Source organism: Aquabacter sp. L1I39, assembly GCF_017742835.1.
Taxonomy (GTDB): Bacteria; Pseudomonadota; Alphaproteobacteria; order Rhizobiales; family Xanthobacteraceae; genus L1I39.
Map to the genome: position 1 here is coordinate 1,082,758 of NZ_CP072392.1, position 16,134 is coordinate 1,098,891.

Below are 16,134 nucleotides of genomic sequence, written 5' to 3' on the forward strand. Positions count from 1 at the left end.
GGCGGCCATGACGGATGCCTCCCCCGCATTGCCCGCCGTCGCCTCTACCCCCGCCGCCGGCATTCCGGCGGAACGGGACCCGGCGGGGCGCAAGCTGACCACGGTCTATGTCTATGAGGCGCCGGTGCGCCTTTGGCATTGGGTGAATGCGCTCTCCATCGTGGTTTTGTGCATCACCGGCTATCTCATCGGCTCGCCGCTGCCCACCTTGTCGGGGGAGCCGAGCGCCCATTATCTCATGGGCACCATCCGCTTCATCCATTTCTCGGCGGCCTACATCTTCGCCGTGGGCTTCGTGGGGCGGATCATCTGGGCCTTCTTCGGCAATTCCTATTCCCGCGAGCTCTTCACCTTTCCGTTCTGGCGCAAGAGCTTCTGGCGCGGGCTGTTCGTGGAAGCCCAGTGGTACGCGTTCCTGAAGACCCGGCCGCTGAAATTCACCGGCCACAATCCCCTCGCCCAGACCTTCCTGTTCTTCGTGATGGTGCTGGGCTCGGCCTTCATGATCGGCACCGGCTTTGCCCTTTATTCCGAGGGCGAGGGGCTCGGCTCCTGGCAGGACAAGCTGTTCGGCTGGATCATCCCGCTGCTTGGCGGCAGCCTGTCGGTGCACACGCTCCATCACCTCGGCATGTGGGTAATCATCCTGTTCGTGATTATTCACGTCTACTCGGTGGTGCGCGAGGACATCATGTCCCGCCAGACCATGATCTCCGCCATCACCAATGGCTATCGCACCTTCCGGGACGACGACCCGGAGTAAGCGATCTGACCGGGGCGGCACATCGTCCCGGTCGTTTTCTTTCCGCTCTTTGATCCAAATGGAAGACAGACTTCCACTCCTATGATCCCCTTGCACTGAACCGAGCCGGAAAAGGCTTGCGGTGCAAGGGATCTTTCCCCTGCCGCCCCGCTGGCACGGCTTTTGAATTGAAACGGTTCGAAAGTCGCGGCGTCAGACCGCGCCGGGAGGCTCAAGGGGGAAGAACCGTCGCCATGGCCGACGAACGCATTCTCATACTCGGCATCGGCAACATCCTATGGGCGGATGAAGGCTTCGGCGTGCGCACCGTTGAGCACCTGGATGCCACATACGCCTTTCCTGACACGGTAAGCCTCCTCGATGGCGGCACGCAGGGCCTGTACCTGTTGCCCCATTTGGAGGATGCAGACACCGTCATCATCCTCGACGCGGTGGATTACGGCTTGCCGCCTGCCACCCTCCACGTGGTGCGCGACGAGGACGTCCCCGTCGCTCTTTCCGCCCGCAAGGTCAGCCTCCATCAGACCGGCTTCCAGGAGGTGCTGGCTTTGCTCCGATTGCGTGGCCGCGCGCCGCGCCGCCTCGTCCTTGTGGGGGTGCAGCCCCACACGCTCGACGATTATGGCGGCGGCCTGACGGAAGGTGTCGCCGCCCAGGTGGCGCCGGCGGCGGACCACGTGGTCGGTCTCCTGCGCGCCGAGTTCAATGTCGATCCCCGCCCGCGCGCCGCATCCGCTCCCGACATTCTTGCCCCCGCCGTGACGCGGGCCGCCTACGAGGCCGGCCGGCCGAGCGCGGAAGAGGCCTGCCGCATCGGCGATGCCCGCGTGCTGGCGCGCGGCGCGGGAGCCTGAGCCATGTGCGTCGGCATCCCCATGCGCCTCCTCTCCCGGTCCGGCGATGCCGGCCTGTGCGCCGGGGCCAATGGCCCGCAGCCGGTGGACCTGTCTCTGGTGCCGGAGGCGGAGGCCGGCGACCACCTCCTGGTCTTCCTCGGCGCCGCGCGCACCCGGCTCGATCCGGAAGAGGCCGCCCGCATCGCCGAGGCGCTGGCCGCCCTCTCAGCCGTGATGGCCGGGGAAGACCCCGCCCTCATCGACCGCGCCTTTGCCGATCTCGACCGGGAGCCCCAACTCCCGCCCCATCTCGCCGCCGCCTATGCCGCCGGCCGCAAGGAGGCCTGATGCTCGACACTGCCCCCCCTCCCCCCGCCTCCACGCTCCATCCCCTGGTGCAACGGCTGCTCGCCTGCCACGGCTATGCCTATGCCGAAGCGCTCGACGCCCTCGCCGACCCGCGCGACGTGCTGTTGTTCCTGCCCTCCCATGCCAAGGCGCACCTGGAGACGCCGGACATCGCCGTGGTGCTGCCGGAACTGGTGAAGGCGCTCGATCCCTCCGGCGCCCGCCTCACCGGCGCCGTCGCGGGGCCAGCGCTGGAGACCGAATTGCGGGGCGCCCTCGGCCTTGCCTTGCCGGCTTTGGTGGTGGTGCGTTCCGGCGCGGTTACGGGTTCAATCGCCCGCATGCGCGACTGGGACGAATATCTCGCGCGCCTCTCGGCCCTGCTGCCGCCCGCTTCCACCCACTGACCCCGTTCGCGAGCCGCCCATGGCCTCCTCCCCCTTCGCCACCCAGCCCCCCATCGGCTTCGGTCCCGGCAGCCAGCCGCAGGAGGATGACGGGCTCGCCTACATGCCCCTGCCCTCCGGCATGCGGGTATTCGAGCCGCATGTGCCAGACGCGGTGGATACCCGCCGCCTGGCGCCCGCGCTCAACCTCCTCACGCAGGTCTGGGAGGCGCTGCAGAACTGGCGCGCCGGGGCGCACGCCTCCTTTGCGGTTTCGCCACTGGACGCGGCCAATCGCGCGCTTATCGATGAATGCCTGGGCGAGGGCGAGGTGGCGGTGAAGGTGAGCGGCGACGCGCCACTGGAGATCCAGGAAGCCACCTTCGCCGGCGTCTGGCGTGTGCGCGGCGCCGGCGGTGTCGACCGCATCGAGGTGGGCCCCTTCCCGCGCGGCGCTTTGGTTCGTGCCTTCCGGCCAAGCTGGACGGTGGATCTCCCCGCCCTCGCGGTGCCCGCACCGGGCATCTTCAATGCCCCGCCGCTCATAACCGAGATCGTGCACAAGGCGCAGGCCTTGTCCGGAGACGGGATCTCCCACGTCATCAATTTCTCGCTCCTGCCCCACACGCCCGAGGACCTCGCCTTGATCGAGACCGTGCTGGGAGAGGGCAACCTCACCATCCTTTCGCGCGGCTATGGCAATTGCCGCATCGATGCTTGCGCCCTGAAGGATGTGTGGCGGGTGCGCTACTATAATTCCAACGACATGCTGATCCTCGACACCATCGAGATCACCCGCCTGCCGGAAGTGGCCGCCGCCGCGCCCGAGGACCTCGCCGATTCCGCCCAGCGCCTCGCCGAGGTGCTGGAGACGGTGATGGGCGCGCAGGAGGACAGCCATGGCCCGGTTTGAAGGCTCGCTGCGCGCGGGCGGCGCGGACCTGCCGCCCGCCACCCGCCTGGAATGCAAGATCTGCTGGCACGTCTATGACCCCGCCGAGGGCTGCGAAACCTGGCAGGTGCCGCCCGGCACCGCTTTCGTCGACCTGCCCAGCCATTGGCGCTGCCCGGTCTGCGACGGTGCGCGGGACCAGTTCATGGTGCTGGACGTGCCCGCCGATGCCGCACCGGCCGCCCCCGTGCCGCAGCAGGACGAGCGGCTCAAAGCCATCATCGCCGCCGTGCCGCCGCGCCTGGAAGCCGCCTTCCGGGAGATCCATGCCGGCCAGATGCGCGGCGTGCCCATGGTCAATGAGACGCTGGGCGTGAAGGCCGTGGGCTTTCGCGCCCATGAGGGCCGCGCGCTCGGCGTGCTGGTGACCCCCTGGTTCATGAATCTGGTGCTGCTGCCGGGGCCGGACGATGACTGGTCCGAGCTCACCACCGGGGCCAAGGAGCTGATCGAGTTCCCCTCCGGCTGTTACGAATTCCTCGGCGCCAACCGGCCGGAAGTGGGCCCCTACAAAGCCTGCTCGCTGTTCTCCCCCATGTTCGACTTCTCCTCCATGCTCCAGGCGGTGGAGACCGCGCAGGCAGCGCTGGCCGCCTTGTTCGATCCCGAGATCCGCGAGGAAGGCGCGCAGACCGGCGAGATCCGCCGCCGCCGCGAGGCCGAGATCGCCGCTGCCGAAGCGCGCGAGGCGGAGGCGCTCGCGGCAGAGGCAAAGGCGGAGGCTGCACCCACCACAGCCGCTGCCAGCGCGCCTGCCGACGCCCCCACCGCGCCGGTCCGCCCCACGCGCCGCGACCTGATTTTCGGCGCCGGCGCGGCACGCCGGGAGGCGACCTCGTGACCGCGGCGCGCCCCGCGCGGCCCTTCACCTACGCGCCCATGCCGGACGCGGAGCGGGTGCTGCTCGGCCGCGCGCCGGAAGAGGCGGCGGTGCTTATCCCGCGCCTCTATAATATCGGTGCCGCCGCCCAAGGCGCAGCCGCCGCGGCGGCGCTGGGCCTCGCCGGTGGAAGCGGCGACGCCATCCGCGCCGAGATTGTCCGCGAGCATGGCCTGTTCCTGTTCCATCATCTGCCCCTGGCCTTGGGCGAGGCGCGGGACAATGAGGGCCTCGCCATCTTGCGGGCCGAGGATGCCGCCGCCCGCCTGCCGCGCCATCTGTTCGGCATGCACTTTCCAGCCGCCCTTTCGCTCGCAGACCTTTCGCCCCTACAGCTGGATACTCTCCTGGAGCGCGGGGAAACCGCGACCACCCGGACCCTCGCCCGCGTCGCGACCTTCGACCCGGCCTGGGCGCGTGCGGACCTGCCGGACCTCACCCTTCCCGAGGCCGAGGCGGCTCTGGCGGACGACACCGCCTCTCCCGCCCGCGACGCCACCCTTCTTACCCGCGTGCGTGGCATGCCTCTCCTCGCGGCCCTCATCGCCCGCGACGGCCCGAGTCTCCTTACCCGCCTCCTGGCGCGCGTGCTGGACCTGTGCGCGTGCCTTGCCCCCTCTTCACTGGAGGTCTTGAGCGGCGCGCGGCCCCACGGCATCGGCTTCGCCCAGGCGGCGCGGGGCACGCTGGTGCACCGCGCCCGCGTGGCGGAGGGGCGCGTCATGTCCTACAAGATGCTGGCGCCCAGCCGCTGGACGCTCGCGCCCGGCGGGCTCCTGGAACGCATGCTCGACGCTCTTCCCGCGCGGGCAGAAGCGGGCCTCATCGCCCGCCTGTCCCTTCTCGCCGTCAATCCGTGCGTGGCGGTGCGCCTCGCCAGCCCTCTGGACGCCTGACATGCACGAAATGGCCATCTGCGAGAGCCTGCGGGACGCCATCGAGGATGCCGCCCGCGCCCAGAACTTCTCCCGGGTCACGCGCGTGCGCCTCGCCATCGGCCGGTTCGCGGGCGTGGAGGTGGAGGCGCTGCGCTTCGGCTTCGACGTGGTGATGCGTGGCTCCCCCGCCGAGGGGGCGGACCTGGTGGTGCTGGAGGAAGCGGGCACCGCCTGGTGCTTCGACTGTAATGATACGGTGCCGCTGGCTGGCCGGCTTGACCCGTGCCCGCGCTGCGGCGGGGAACGCCTGCTGCCCAATGGCGGCACGGACATGAAGATCAAGGACCTGGAGGTGCTGTGATGTGCGTGACCTGCGGCTGCGGCACCGACGCCGCCATCCTTTCCGGCCCCTGGGGCGAGGCGAAGCACGAGCATGAGGCCCAAGGGCAAGGGCAAGGGCATTCCCACGCGCATGACGCTCATGGTGCCCACCACCATCATCACGGAGATCACGATCACGAGCACCACCACGGCCATGGCCACGATCACGGCCAAGCTCACGGCCACGACCACTCTCACGACCACGGACACCCCCACACAGCTCCGGCCGCCGCCCCGCGGCTGCTGGAACTGGAGCAGGACATCCTGGCCAAGAATGACCGCTTCGCCGCCCGCAACCGCGCGCGGCTGACAGACGGCGGCGTGCTGGCCCTCAACATCCTGGCCGGTCCCGGCGCGGGCAAGACCACCTTGCTGGTGGAGACGTTGAAGGCGCTCGCCGGCCGCTATCAATGCGCTGTGATCGAGGGCGACCAGCAGACCTCCAACGATGCCGACCGAATCCGCGCCGTCGGCGTCCCCGCGGTGCAGGTGAATACGGGCAAGGGCTGTCACCTGGACGCCCATATGGTGGGCCACGCCATGGAGCGCCTGCCGCTGCCGGCGGGTGGCGTACTGTTCATCGAGAATGTGGGCAACCTGGTCTGCCCCGCCGCCTTTGATCTCGGCGAAGCCAAGCGCGCCACCTTGCTCTCGGTCACCGAGGGCGAGGACAAGCCGCTGAAATATCCCGATATCTTCGAGACCGCTGACGTGGTCCTGCTGACCAAGGCAGACCTCCTGCCCCATCTGGATGTATCGGAAGAGCTGTTGCGAGCGAATGTGGCCCGCATCAATCCCAAGGCGCAAATCCTCACCGTATCGTCCCGCGGTGGACCGGGCCTTGCCCCCTGGCTCGCCTGGCTTGCCACCGCCCGTGCGGCGCGGCTCGATGCCCTGGCGGCCAGCGCACAGGCCCGCGCCGAGGCCCTGCGCAGCGCGATCGGAGCCTGAGCCATGTCGACGCGCCCCGCCCTCCTCGTGGTGGATGACGAGCCCCGCTCGGCGGAGGTGATGGCGCGCGTCCTGGGCGAGGAATTCGAGGTCTTCACGGCGCTGAGCGCGGCAGAGGCCCGCCGCATCCTGGAGGCAGAGTGGATCCAGGCCATTTTCTGCGACCAGCGCATGCCGGAAGTGCCGGGCGTCGCCTTCCTCACCGAGGTGCGCGAGCGCTGGCCGGAAATCGTGCGCGTCATCGTCACCGGCTATACCGACCCGCAGGACATGATCGGCGCCATCAACGAGGCGGGCATCTACCAATATGTGAGCAAGCCCTGGCATCCCGACCAGTTGCTGCTCGTGGCCCGCAACGCCGCGCACCTCTTCTCCCTCCAGCGGGAGCATGACCGGCTCTCTTTGGAACTGCGCCTCGCCGCCCCCACCGCCGAGGCGCGCCTTGCCCGGAAGCGGGCGGAGGTGGCGCAGAATTTCCATTTCGACACCCTCATCCGTGCCGCCGGCAGCCCGCTCAACGCCACTTGCCGCCGCGCCGCCCAGGTGGCGGCGTTCGACGTGCCGGTGCTGATCCAGGGCGAAACGGGCACCGGCAAGGAATTGCTGGCCCGCGCCATCCATTATTCGAGCCTGCGCTCGGAACGGCCTTTCTTCGCCGTCAATTGCGGGGCGATCCCGGACGAGTTGCTGGAGAGCGAACTCTTCGGCCACAAGAAGGGGGCCTTCACGGGCGCCCATGTGACCCGCATCGGCCTGTTGGACCAGGCGGACGGCGGCACCATCCTGCTGGACGAGATCGGCGATGTCTCCCCCGCCTTCCAGGTGAAGCTGCTGCGCTTCCTCCAGGAAGGCGAGATCCGCCCCGTGGGGTCCAACGAGGCCAAGCGCGTCAATGTGCGGGTGCTGGCCGCCAGCCACCGCGACCTCGTCAAGGAGGTGGAGGCCGCGCGCTTCCGCGAGGACCTCTTCTACCGCCTCAGCGCCATGGTCCTGACCATGCCGCCGCTCAGGGACCGGCGCGGGGACCTCAAGCCCCTGGCGCTCGCCATCCTGGATTCGCTCTGCGCCCAGCACGGCAAGGCCGCCAAGGGCTTCACGGAGGAGGCGCTCGCCTGCATCGCCGCCTATGACTGGCCGGGAAACGTGCGGGAATTGCAGAACGAGGTGCTACGCATGCTGGTGCTCACCACCGAACCGCTGCTGGGCGCCGACCTGCTCTCGCCCCATGTCCTGCGCGCCGCCGCCGCGCCGCCGCCGGAAGCCGCCGCCATCGCCTTGCCCGACAACGGGCCGCTCAAAGATCGCATCGAGCGCATGGAGGCGTCCATTCTGCTGGAGACGCTGGTGCGCTGCCGCTGGAACAAGAGCCGGGCGGCAGAGGAGCTGGGCCTCTCCCGCGTCGGCCTGCGCGCCAAGCTCGACCGCTATGGCATCGCCCCCGGCCGCCCCCTCGCCCGCCATTAGGAGACCTGCCATGTGCCTTGGAATTCCCGGCCGTATCGTCGCCATAGCCGATGCCGAGGCCATGCTGGCGGTGGTGGATGTTTCCGGCGTCCGCCGCACCGTGGACGTGGTGTGCGTGGCAGAGCCCGGCGCCCCGCTGGACGACCTGATCGGCGCCTGGGTGCTGGTCCATGTGGGCTTCGCCATGAGCCGCATCGACGAAGAGGAGGCCGCGGCCACCCTCAAGGTGCTTTCCGAGATCGGGGAGGCGGAGGCCGAGATCGACGCCATGCGCACCGGCAGCGTCGAACTGCTGTCAAAGGCGGGCTGAGGGAGAAAACCCATGCGCTATGTGGACGAATTCCGCGACCCGGCCCTTGCCGCCGCTTTGATCCGCGAAATCGAGGCCCTCTGCGTGCGCCTGGGGCGCGGGCGGGAGAGGCCGGTCAGCGTCATGGAAGTGTGCGGCGGGCACACCCACGCCATCTTCCGTTATGGCCTGGAAGGGCTGCTGCCGGACCTCATCGAGTTCGTCCACGGCCCCGGCTGCCCGGTCTGCGTGCTGCCCATGGGACGGGTGGATGATTGCGTCGCCATTGCCGAGCGTCCCGAGGTCATCTTCGCCACCTTCGGCGATGCCATGCGGGTGCCCGGCTCGCGCAAGAGCCTGCTCCAGGCGAAGGCCGACGGGGCGGATGTGCGCATGGTCTATTCACCGCTGGATGCGCTAGCCCTTGCCCGCCGCCATCCTGACCGGGAGGTGGTGTTCTTCGGCCTGGGCTTTGAGACCACCATGCCCTCCACTGCGCTCACGGTGTTGCGGGCGGCGCGCGAGGGGATCACCAACTTCTCCTTGTTCTGCAACCACATCACCATCATCCCGACGCTGCGCGCGCTGCTGGAGCAGCCCGGTTTCGGCATCGATGGCTTCATCGGGCCGGGCCACGTCTCCATGGTCATCGGCACGGCTCCCTATGACTTCATTGCGCGGGAGTTTCACCGTCCCCTGGTCGTCTCCGGCTTCGAGCCGGTGGACTTGCTGCAATCCCTTCTGATGGTCATCCGCCAGATGGATGCGGGCGTGGCGCGGATCGAAAACCAATATGCCCGCGTGGTGCCGGAAGCCGGCAATCCGGCGGCGCTCAAGGCGGTGCACGAGGTCTATGAGCCCCGTCCCACCTTCGAATGGCGCGGGCTCGGCTCCATCGCCGGTTCGGGGGTGCGGCTGAGGGAAGCGTACCGCGCCTTCGATGCGGAGGCCCGCTTCTCCGTGCCCGACATCAAGGTGGCCGATCCCGCCGCCTGCCGGTGTGGCGAGGTGCTCACCGGGGCGGCCAAGCCCTGGGCCTGCCCCGCCTTCGGCACCACCTGCACGCCCGACATGCCGCTCGGCGCGCTGATGGTGTCGTCCGAGGGGGCCTGCGCGGCCTATTACCAATATGCCGGCCTGCGGGGGGCGGCATGAGCGCGCCGGCCGTTCCGCTTCACGCGGCGAGCCGGCGCGCCCGGCCGGTCACCGGCACCAAGGTGACGCTGGCCCATGGCGGTGGCGGCACGGCCATGCGCGATCTCATCGAGGACGTGTTCCGCGCGCCCTTCGCGGGCGGGGCGCCTGGCGCGGCGGAGGACCAGGCGCGGTTCGACCTTTCCGCCCTTGCGTTGCAGGGCGACCGGCTCGCCTTCACCACGGATTCCTTCGTGGTGGACCCGCTCTTCTTTCCCGGCGGCGACATCGGCACGCTGGCGGTCTGCGGCACCATCAACGATCTGGCAGTGGGCGGCGCCCGGCCCGTTGCGCTGTCCTGCGCCGTCATCATCGAGGAAGGCTTGCCGCTGGAGACTTTGCGGGCGGTGGCCACCTCCCTCGCCACGACCGCGGCGGCGGCAGGCGTGCCCATTGTCACCGGCGACACCAAGGTGGTGGCACGCGGCGCCTGCGACAAGCTCTTCCTCACCACCACCGGCATCGGCGTCATCCGCCCCGGCTTGCACGTGGGCATCGACCGGGTGCGGCCCGGCGACGTGCTGCTGGTGAACGGCCTCCTGGGCGACCATGGCGCCGCCATCCTCAACGCGCGGGGCGATCTCGCGCTCGACACGCAGATCGCCAGCGACTGCGCAGCCCTTCATGGGCTCATCGCCGACCTGATCACCGCCGCCCCCGGCATCCGCATGATGCGCGATGCCACGCGCGGCGGGGTGGCGGCGGTGCTGAACGAGATGGCGGAGGCAAGCCAGGTGGGTGTACGGATCCGCGAGACGGACGTACCCATGCGGCCGGAAGTGGCGGGCTTCTGCGAGATCCTCGGCCTCGATCCGCTCTATCTCGCCAATGAGGGCAAGCTGGTGGCCGCCGTGCCGGCGGATGAGGCGCAAGCAGCTCTTGACGCCTTGCGCGCCCACCCGCTCGGCCAGGGTGCCGCACTCATCGGCGTGGCCACCGCCGATCGCCCCGGCCGGGTCGTGATGGAAACCCGCTTCGGCGGCGCACGCATCGTCGACATGCTGGTGGGAGACCAATTGCCGCGCATCTGCTGAAAAGGGTGCCAGGTGAGATGGAGGCCGTGCTGGCGGTGTCTGGCACTCCTCATCCGACGCAGAGGGGGCGCCATACCTAGCACATCAACAAATAAAACAAAAAATAAATACAAGTGAAATTATAAATTTCAAAATTATTTTACATTAAAATCAAAAATATAAACATTTAATTTTACAATAATTATTTTTGATAATATCAGTTTTTCATTAATATTACTAAATGCCCTCCCGCAATAACGATTTTGACGCGCAACCATCCTCCAAAGAGCACGACCCAAGATAGAGTCGTGCAAATTTGCAACACAGACATACGCAAGAAACACACCCCTCCGAATCGGGTTGCAGGTGCTGCACCTCCGTGCAACGTTGCCAAAAGTTGCCATAAGAATGAGCAGATGGTTAACGCGCCGCGGGAAGCGCGTTGCACCTAAGAAACATAAGTGCCCACTGCATAGGGGGCGGGGGAAACAACGATGACCAATGTCCGGGGCACTCTCGGCGCCGCATGTGCGCCAGCCATGGCACGCCGTGCCGAACCTTTGTCCTCGCCCCCGCGCCGGATCCCCCGCAGCCGGTTCCTTCTCTCCTCCGCCCTCACCGCGCCGGCACTGGTACTTGCGGGCGCGGCTTTGACAGTGTTGGCGGGCGGCCCCGTGGAAGCCACCCCTCTCAATTGCAGCGTCACCGGCACGACCATGCTGCAAAACTGCAACGGCACGAACGTTTACGTCACCATGACGCCTGGCACGGGGTCGCTGACGGTGGAAGACCTGACCACAGTCTCCATCATCTATGCCTCGCCGCAGACCGCCGGCACCTATGACCAAACCGTAGAAATCCTTGGCGCGACCAGCATCGACAACCCGAACTATAGCGGCTTGGTGATGCAGTTCGGCACCGACACGAGCACGCCGCCGCAGCGCAATGAGGTTGTGGTCAACGCCACGGTCAATATCGGCGCTAACGTGGTGGCGACGTCAGGCCCTTCCGGCGGTTTCGGCACCATCTGGGTCCTCAACGACAATGCCGGCAACATCGTCATCGACAATGCCGGCCAGATCACCCTGAATGCACCCAACACCAGTACGGCGGCCATCAGCGGCGCGACTAATCTGGGCGCCGTGACCATTACCAATAGCGGCCTCGTGACGTCCAATGGTGGGCGCGGCATCTATGCCGATGGAAATTGCGGACCCGTCGGGCCTGACGGATGCCTCGGCGCAGACACGCCCGTGACGGTGTCCGTCACCAACACATCCACCGGCGTGGTGAACGCGACGACGGCCGCGATCCGCGTCATCGACTATCATGGCCTCGCGACCATCACGAACCATGGCTCGGTGACGTCCGAGCTGTTCCAGGGTCTCATCGCCTGGTCCAACAATGGCGATGCCACGGTGACCAATACTGGCAGCGTCACCTCCAACACCGACAACGCCGTCTATGCCTCCACCGAGACCGGCAAGGCCACCGTTATTAACAGCGGCACGGTCACGGCGACGGGCGACCCGACCCTTGATGCCGCGCGCGCGGCCATCCGCGACCCCGCCGGATATGCCGGCCTCATAGGATCCGCCACCACGTCCGGCGACATTGTCATCACCAACGAGAGCACAGGACACGTCACCGCCAATCGGGATGCCGCCATCCGGGCGGAGACGCCACTGGGCAATGTCACGGTGGTGAATGACGGAACGCTCACCGGACAGTCCGGCATCGTCGTGGAGAGCGGGCTTGTCACCGGCCACACCAATGCCACCGTCGCCACCATCACCGGCGACGCGTCGGTCACCAATACCGGCACGGTGACCGCCACGAGCTATGCGGTATCGCTCAACGCGACGACCAATACCCTCACCAACTCCGGCACCCTGACCTCAACCGGCACGATCGCCGTGCTGACAGGGGATGGCAACACCACCATCACCAATACCGGCACCATCGAAGCCGCGTCCGAGGCGGACACGGCCATCAGCATGGGGGCGGGCTCCAACACGCTCCTCTTGTCGGACACCGCGATCCTCGTCGGAAAGGTCGTCAATGCCAGCAGCAACAATACGCTCGGCCTGATCGGCACGGGAAGCGGCGCGCTCAACCTCGGTACGGTGGGCGCCAGCGGCAAGTTCCAGGGCTTTGCCAACCTCACCAAGGCCGGCACGGGCACCTGGACCGTTTCCGGCAGCGGCAGCAGCCTCTCCGGTGAGCTGAACGTCCAGGAGGGCACGCTCGCGCTCACCGGCAGCCTGTCGGTCACCACCGCCACCGTGGGCAGCGACGCCAGCGCCACACTCGCCATTTCCGGCGGCGGAAGCCTCACCAGCGCCAATGCCACCGTTGGCGGCCCGGCCGGCGGTGTCGGCACAGTCACCATTTCAGGCGTGGGCTCCAGCTGGACCAACACCTCCGAATTGACCGTTGGCTATGATGGCGGCACCGGCTCCATCACGGTTTCGGACGGCGCCTCCCTCACCGCAAGACGCCTTGCGCTCTCCACCGCGAGCTGGGAGAGCGGCAGCGGCGGGAATGGGTCGCTCACTGTCACCGGCGCGGGAACCTCCTGGCACAATACGGGCGGCGTCGACATCGCCCGCACGGCCGGCTCGACCGGATCGCTCACCGTCTCCAATGGGGCCTTCGCCTCCATCACCAATATCGGCATCTATACGGGCGCGGGCGCCCAGGTGATGTTCACCGGTGCGGGTACCCACGTGGAGATTGGCGATCCCAACAATCGCGCTTCGGCGGCCTGGCTCAGCCCCACCGGCGGCACCGTGACAGTGTCGGACGCCGCCTATCTTTTCGCCAGCGGCATCTATGTGGGGGCCGGAGGCGGCGACCTCACAACCATGACGGTGACCGGCGCCGGGACAGTGGTGGATGCCGCAGAGCGGGTCTATGTGGGCGGCCAGAATGGCAGCCGGAACGTGGATCCGGTGAACGGCAACGGGCAGATGACCATCTCCAATGGTGCGGTCGTGACCACGGCCGCCGTTGGCGTCGGCATGGATCCCAATTCGGTGGGCCGCCTCACCGTCACGGGCGCGGGCTCGCAGATCTGGGCGAAGGCCAATGCGGACTACAACGCCCTCGGCAATGTCTATGTGGGCTATAATGGCACGGCGACCGTGATCGTCGCCGACGGTGCCACCATCAAGGCCGACAACGAGGTCCGCATCGGCTATGACGAGACCGGTTCCGGTACGCTGGTCATCGGGGCGGAAAGCGGTTCGGCCGCCGTCGCCGCCGGAACCATTTCGGCGCCCCGCATCGTCTTCGGCACCGCGGGTGGGCAGATCGTTCTCAACCACACCGACACCGATTATGTCCTGTCCGCTGACATCTCCGGAAACGGCGCCCTCAATGTGTTGTCGGGCGCCACGTACCTGACCGGCACGAACACCTACACCCAGGGCACAAGCATTGCTGCCGGCAGCGGCTTGGCCATCGGCAATGGCGGGACCACCGGCTCGATCACCGGAAACGTGGTCAATAACGGCGTCCTCGCTTTCTTCCACTCCGACGATGTGACGTTCGGGGGAATCATTTCCGGCACCGGCATCGTGGGCCAGGCCGGATCCGGCACGCTCACGCTGACGGGCGTGAACACCTATTCCGGCGGCACGATCGCGGTTGGGGGGACCATCTCCATCGCCAGCGACGCGGCCCTCGGCGCGGTCAGCGGTGCCCTCACCTTGCGGGGCGGCACGCTGGCGACCACCAGCAACATCTCGACCTCGCGCAACGTGGTGCTGGAGACCGGCGGCGGCACGCTCCAGGTGGCCAATGACACGACGCTCACCCTCTCCGGGGTGATCTCCGGCGCCGAGACTCTCACCAAGACTGGCGCGGGCACCCTCGTGCTCACCGGCACCAACACCTATACCGGCCTCACCACCATCTCCGCCGGCGTGCTCCAGTTGGGCAATGGCGGCACCACCGGCTCCATCCTGGGCGATGTGGTCAACAACGCCACCCTGATCTTCAACCGCTCGGACACCTACACGTTCGCAGGATCCATCAGCGGCTCGGGCGCCGTCCTGTTCCAGGGTGGCGGCACGGTGCTGTTCTCATCGCCCTATCAGGGCGCGGTGACCGTGGAGAATTCCACGGTGACACTGGAGCAGGGCGTCACCACCACATCCGTCTTCACCGTGGACAATGGCGGCACGCTGGGCGGCTCCGGCACCATTGGCGGCGTGGTCGCCAATAATGGCTCCACCGTCTCGCCCGGCTATTCGCCCGGCACCCTGGCGGTGGCAGGAGCGGTGAACTTCAATACCGGCTCGACCTATGAGGTCGACGTGACGCCGCAGGGCGCCCATGACCTCATCACCGCCACCGGCGCGGTCACCATCTCATCCGGGGCTGCGGTTGCCGTTCGGGCGGAAAGCGGCATCTACCGGGCGCTGACCACCTATACCATCCTCACCACCACCGACCAGGTGACCGGCACGTTCGGCTCCATCACGTCCGACTATGCCTTCCTCACCCCCACGCTCGGCTATGACGCGCAGAACGTCTATCTGACGCTGAACTATAACGGCCTCAACTTCACCGACTTCGCCCAGACGCCAAACCAGCTGGCGGTGGCCGCGGCAGCCGAGGTTCTGCCCATCGGGAACCAGGTCTGGGAGAGCCTCGTCACCTTGCCCGTCGGCGCGGTGGCGCCTGCCCTCAACCAGCTGTCGGGGGAGGCCTACGCCTCCGTCAACACCGTGATCCAGCAGGAAGCCATCTTCCTGCGCGATGCGGTGAACGCCCGCCTGCGGCAGGGGCTCACCCCTGCGGGCGCGCAGGCGTTGGGCTATGCGGCCAACGCCGCCGGCCCCGCAACCGCCGCGCTCGGCGAGGGCCTCACGCCCACCTTGTGGATGCAGGGCTATGGCGCGTGGGGGAATGTCTCCAGCAATGGCAACGCGGCCAGCATCTCATCCTCCATCGGCGGCTTTCTGGCGGGTCTCGACGTGGGCGTCGGCGGCAACAGCCGGGTGGGTCTCGTGGCCGGCTACAGCCAGTCGCAGTTCGACGTGGATGCCCGCAACTCCACGGGCACCATCGGCAATTTCGATCTCGGCCTCTATGCGGGAACCCAGCTCGGCCCCTGGGCCCTGCGAGGCGGGGTGTCCTACACGTGGCATGACGTGTCGGTGGATCGCTCCATCGTGTTTCCCGGCTTCTCCGGCAGCACGTCGGGTGGCTACACGCAAGGCACGACGCAGGTGTTCGGCGAGGCGGCCTATGACTTCGCGGTGGGCGCCTATGCGTTCGAGCCGTTCCTGGGCCTTGCCTATGTGAACCTGTCGGGCGCCTCCACGCAGGAAGCCTATACGACGGCGGCGGCGCTCTCGGTGGATGTGCAGGGGCAGAGCACCTTCTACACGACCCTGGGGCTGCGGGCGGCCACCAGCATGAATGTCATGGGCCACACTCTGACGCCATCGGTGACGGTGGGCTGGCAGCATGCGTTCGGAGACACCTCTTCCATCGCCAACATGATGTTCGCAGGCACGACAACCCCGTTCCAGGTGGAAGGCGTGCCCATCGCGCAGGACGCGGCGATCTTGGGGGCGGGCCTTGCCTATGCGTTGTCGAACCAGGCGACCATCCAGGTGAACTATGCCGGGCAGATCGCCTCGCAGGCGAGCCAGAACGCGGTCACCGCGCAGTTCTCGCTGAAGTTCTGACATCAGCTGCAGTGGGGGGCCACGGCCTCCTGGCTCCATCCGGCGGCGGCGGACGCGAGGGTCCGCCGCCGTTTTTTTTTGGCACACACTCATC

Annotated in this window: 14 protein-coding genes; all 14 read left to right on the forward strand. The window is 67.6% G+C overall.

Annotated elements, in window-relative coordinates; translation table 11 throughout:
- Positions 1-7 precede the first annotated feature (7 nt).
- The 14 genes from cybH (at position 8) to J5J86_RS04820 (ending at position 16,040) form a co-directional block, all read left to right on the forward strand.
- Complete coding sequence (gene cybH, locus J5J86_RS04755) at positions 8-763, forward strand: Ni/Fe-hydrogenase, b-type cytochrome subunit (RefSeq protein WP_209103740.1); 756 nt, start codon at positions 8-10, stop codon at positions 761-763.
- 233 nt (positions 764-996) lie between these two features.
- Positions 997-1,617: a HyaD/HybD family hydrogenase maturation endopeptidase gene (locus J5J86_RS04760; protein WP_209103741.1), complete on the forward strand. Its 621-nt coding sequence runs from the start codon at positions 997-999 to the stop codon at positions 1,615-1,617.
- 3 nt (positions 1,618-1,620) lie between these two features.
- Entirely contained in the window at positions 1,621-1,947 is a 327-nt protein-coding gene (locus tag J5J86_RS04765) for a HypC/HybG/HupF family hydrogenase formation chaperone (protein ID WP_209103742.1), read from the forward strand.
- Positions 1,947-2,354: a hydrogenase gene (locus J5J86_RS04770; RefSeq protein ID WP_209103743.1), complete on the forward strand. Its 408-nt coding sequence runs from the start codon at positions 1,947-1,949 to the stop codon at positions 2,352-2,354. Before J5J86_RS04765 ends, J5J86_RS04770 begins: the two co-directional genes overlap by 1 nt.
- Positions 2,355-2,373: 19 nt before the next feature.
- Entirely contained in the window at positions 2,374-3,246 is an 873-nt protein-coding gene (locus tag J5J86_RS04775; RefSeq protein WP_209103744.1) for a hydrogenase expression/formation protein, read from the forward strand.
- Positions 3,233-4,126, forward strand: coding sequence for a [NiFe]-hydrogenase assembly chaperone HybE (hybE, locus tag J5J86_RS04780; protein WP_209103745.1), 894 nt, complete (start codon positions 3,233-3,235; stop codon positions 4,124-4,126). The genes J5J86_RS04775 and hybE overlap by 14 nt, the downstream gene beginning before the upstream one ends.
- Complete coding sequence (locus tag J5J86_RS04785) at positions 4,123-5,061, forward strand: nickel-dependent hydrogenase large subunit (RefSeq protein WP_209103746.1); 939 nt, start codon at positions 4,123-4,125, stop codon at positions 5,059-5,061. The genes hybE and J5J86_RS04785 overlap by 4 nt, the downstream gene beginning before the upstream one ends.
- Before the next feature lies 1 nt (position 5,062).
- Positions 5,063-5,404, forward strand: coding sequence for a hydrogenase maturation nickel metallochaperone HypA (gene hypA, locus J5J86_RS04790; RefSeq protein WP_209103747.1), 342 nt, complete (start codon positions 5,063-5,065; stop codon positions 5,402-5,404).
- Positions 5,404-6,375, forward strand: coding sequence for a hydrogenase nickel incorporation protein HypB (hypB, locus tag J5J86_RS04795; RefSeq protein ID WP_209103748.1), 972 nt, complete (start codon positions 5,404-5,406; stop codon positions 6,373-6,375). The genes hypA and hypB overlap by 1 nt, the downstream gene beginning before the upstream one ends.
- Positions 6,376-6,378: 3 nt before the next feature.
- Entirely contained in the window at positions 6,379-7,839 is a 1,461-nt protein-coding gene (locus tag J5J86_RS04800; protein ID WP_209103749.1) for a sigma-54-dependent transcriptional regulator, read from the forward strand.
- 10 nt (positions 7,840-7,849) lie between these two features.
- Positions 7,850-8,149, forward strand: a complete 300-nt coding sequence (locus J5J86_RS04805; protein WP_209103750.1) for a HypC/HybG/HupF family hydrogenase formation chaperone — start codon at positions 7,850-7,852, stop codon at positions 8,147-8,149.
- Between the two features lie 12 nt (positions 8,150-8,161).
- A complete protein-coding gene (gene hypD / locus J5J86_RS04810; protein ID WP_209103751.1) occupies positions 8,162-9,283 on the forward strand; it encodes a hydrogenase formation protein HypD in 1,122 nt (373 codons plus the stop codon).
- Complete coding sequence (hypE, locus tag J5J86_RS04815; RefSeq protein ID WP_209103752.1) at positions 9,280-10,356, forward strand: hydrogenase expression/formation protein HypE; 1,077 nt, start codon at positions 9,280-9,282, stop codon at positions 10,354-10,356. Before hypD ends, hypE begins: the two co-directional genes overlap by 4 nt.
- A gap of 473 nt (positions 10,357-10,829) precedes the next feature.
- Complete coding sequence (locus J5J86_RS04820) at positions 10,830-16,040, forward strand: autotransporter domain-containing protein (protein ID WP_209103753.1); 5,211 nt, start codon at positions 10,830-10,832, stop codon at positions 16,038-16,040.
- The last annotated feature ends 94 nt before the right edge of the window (positions 16,041-16,134 follow it).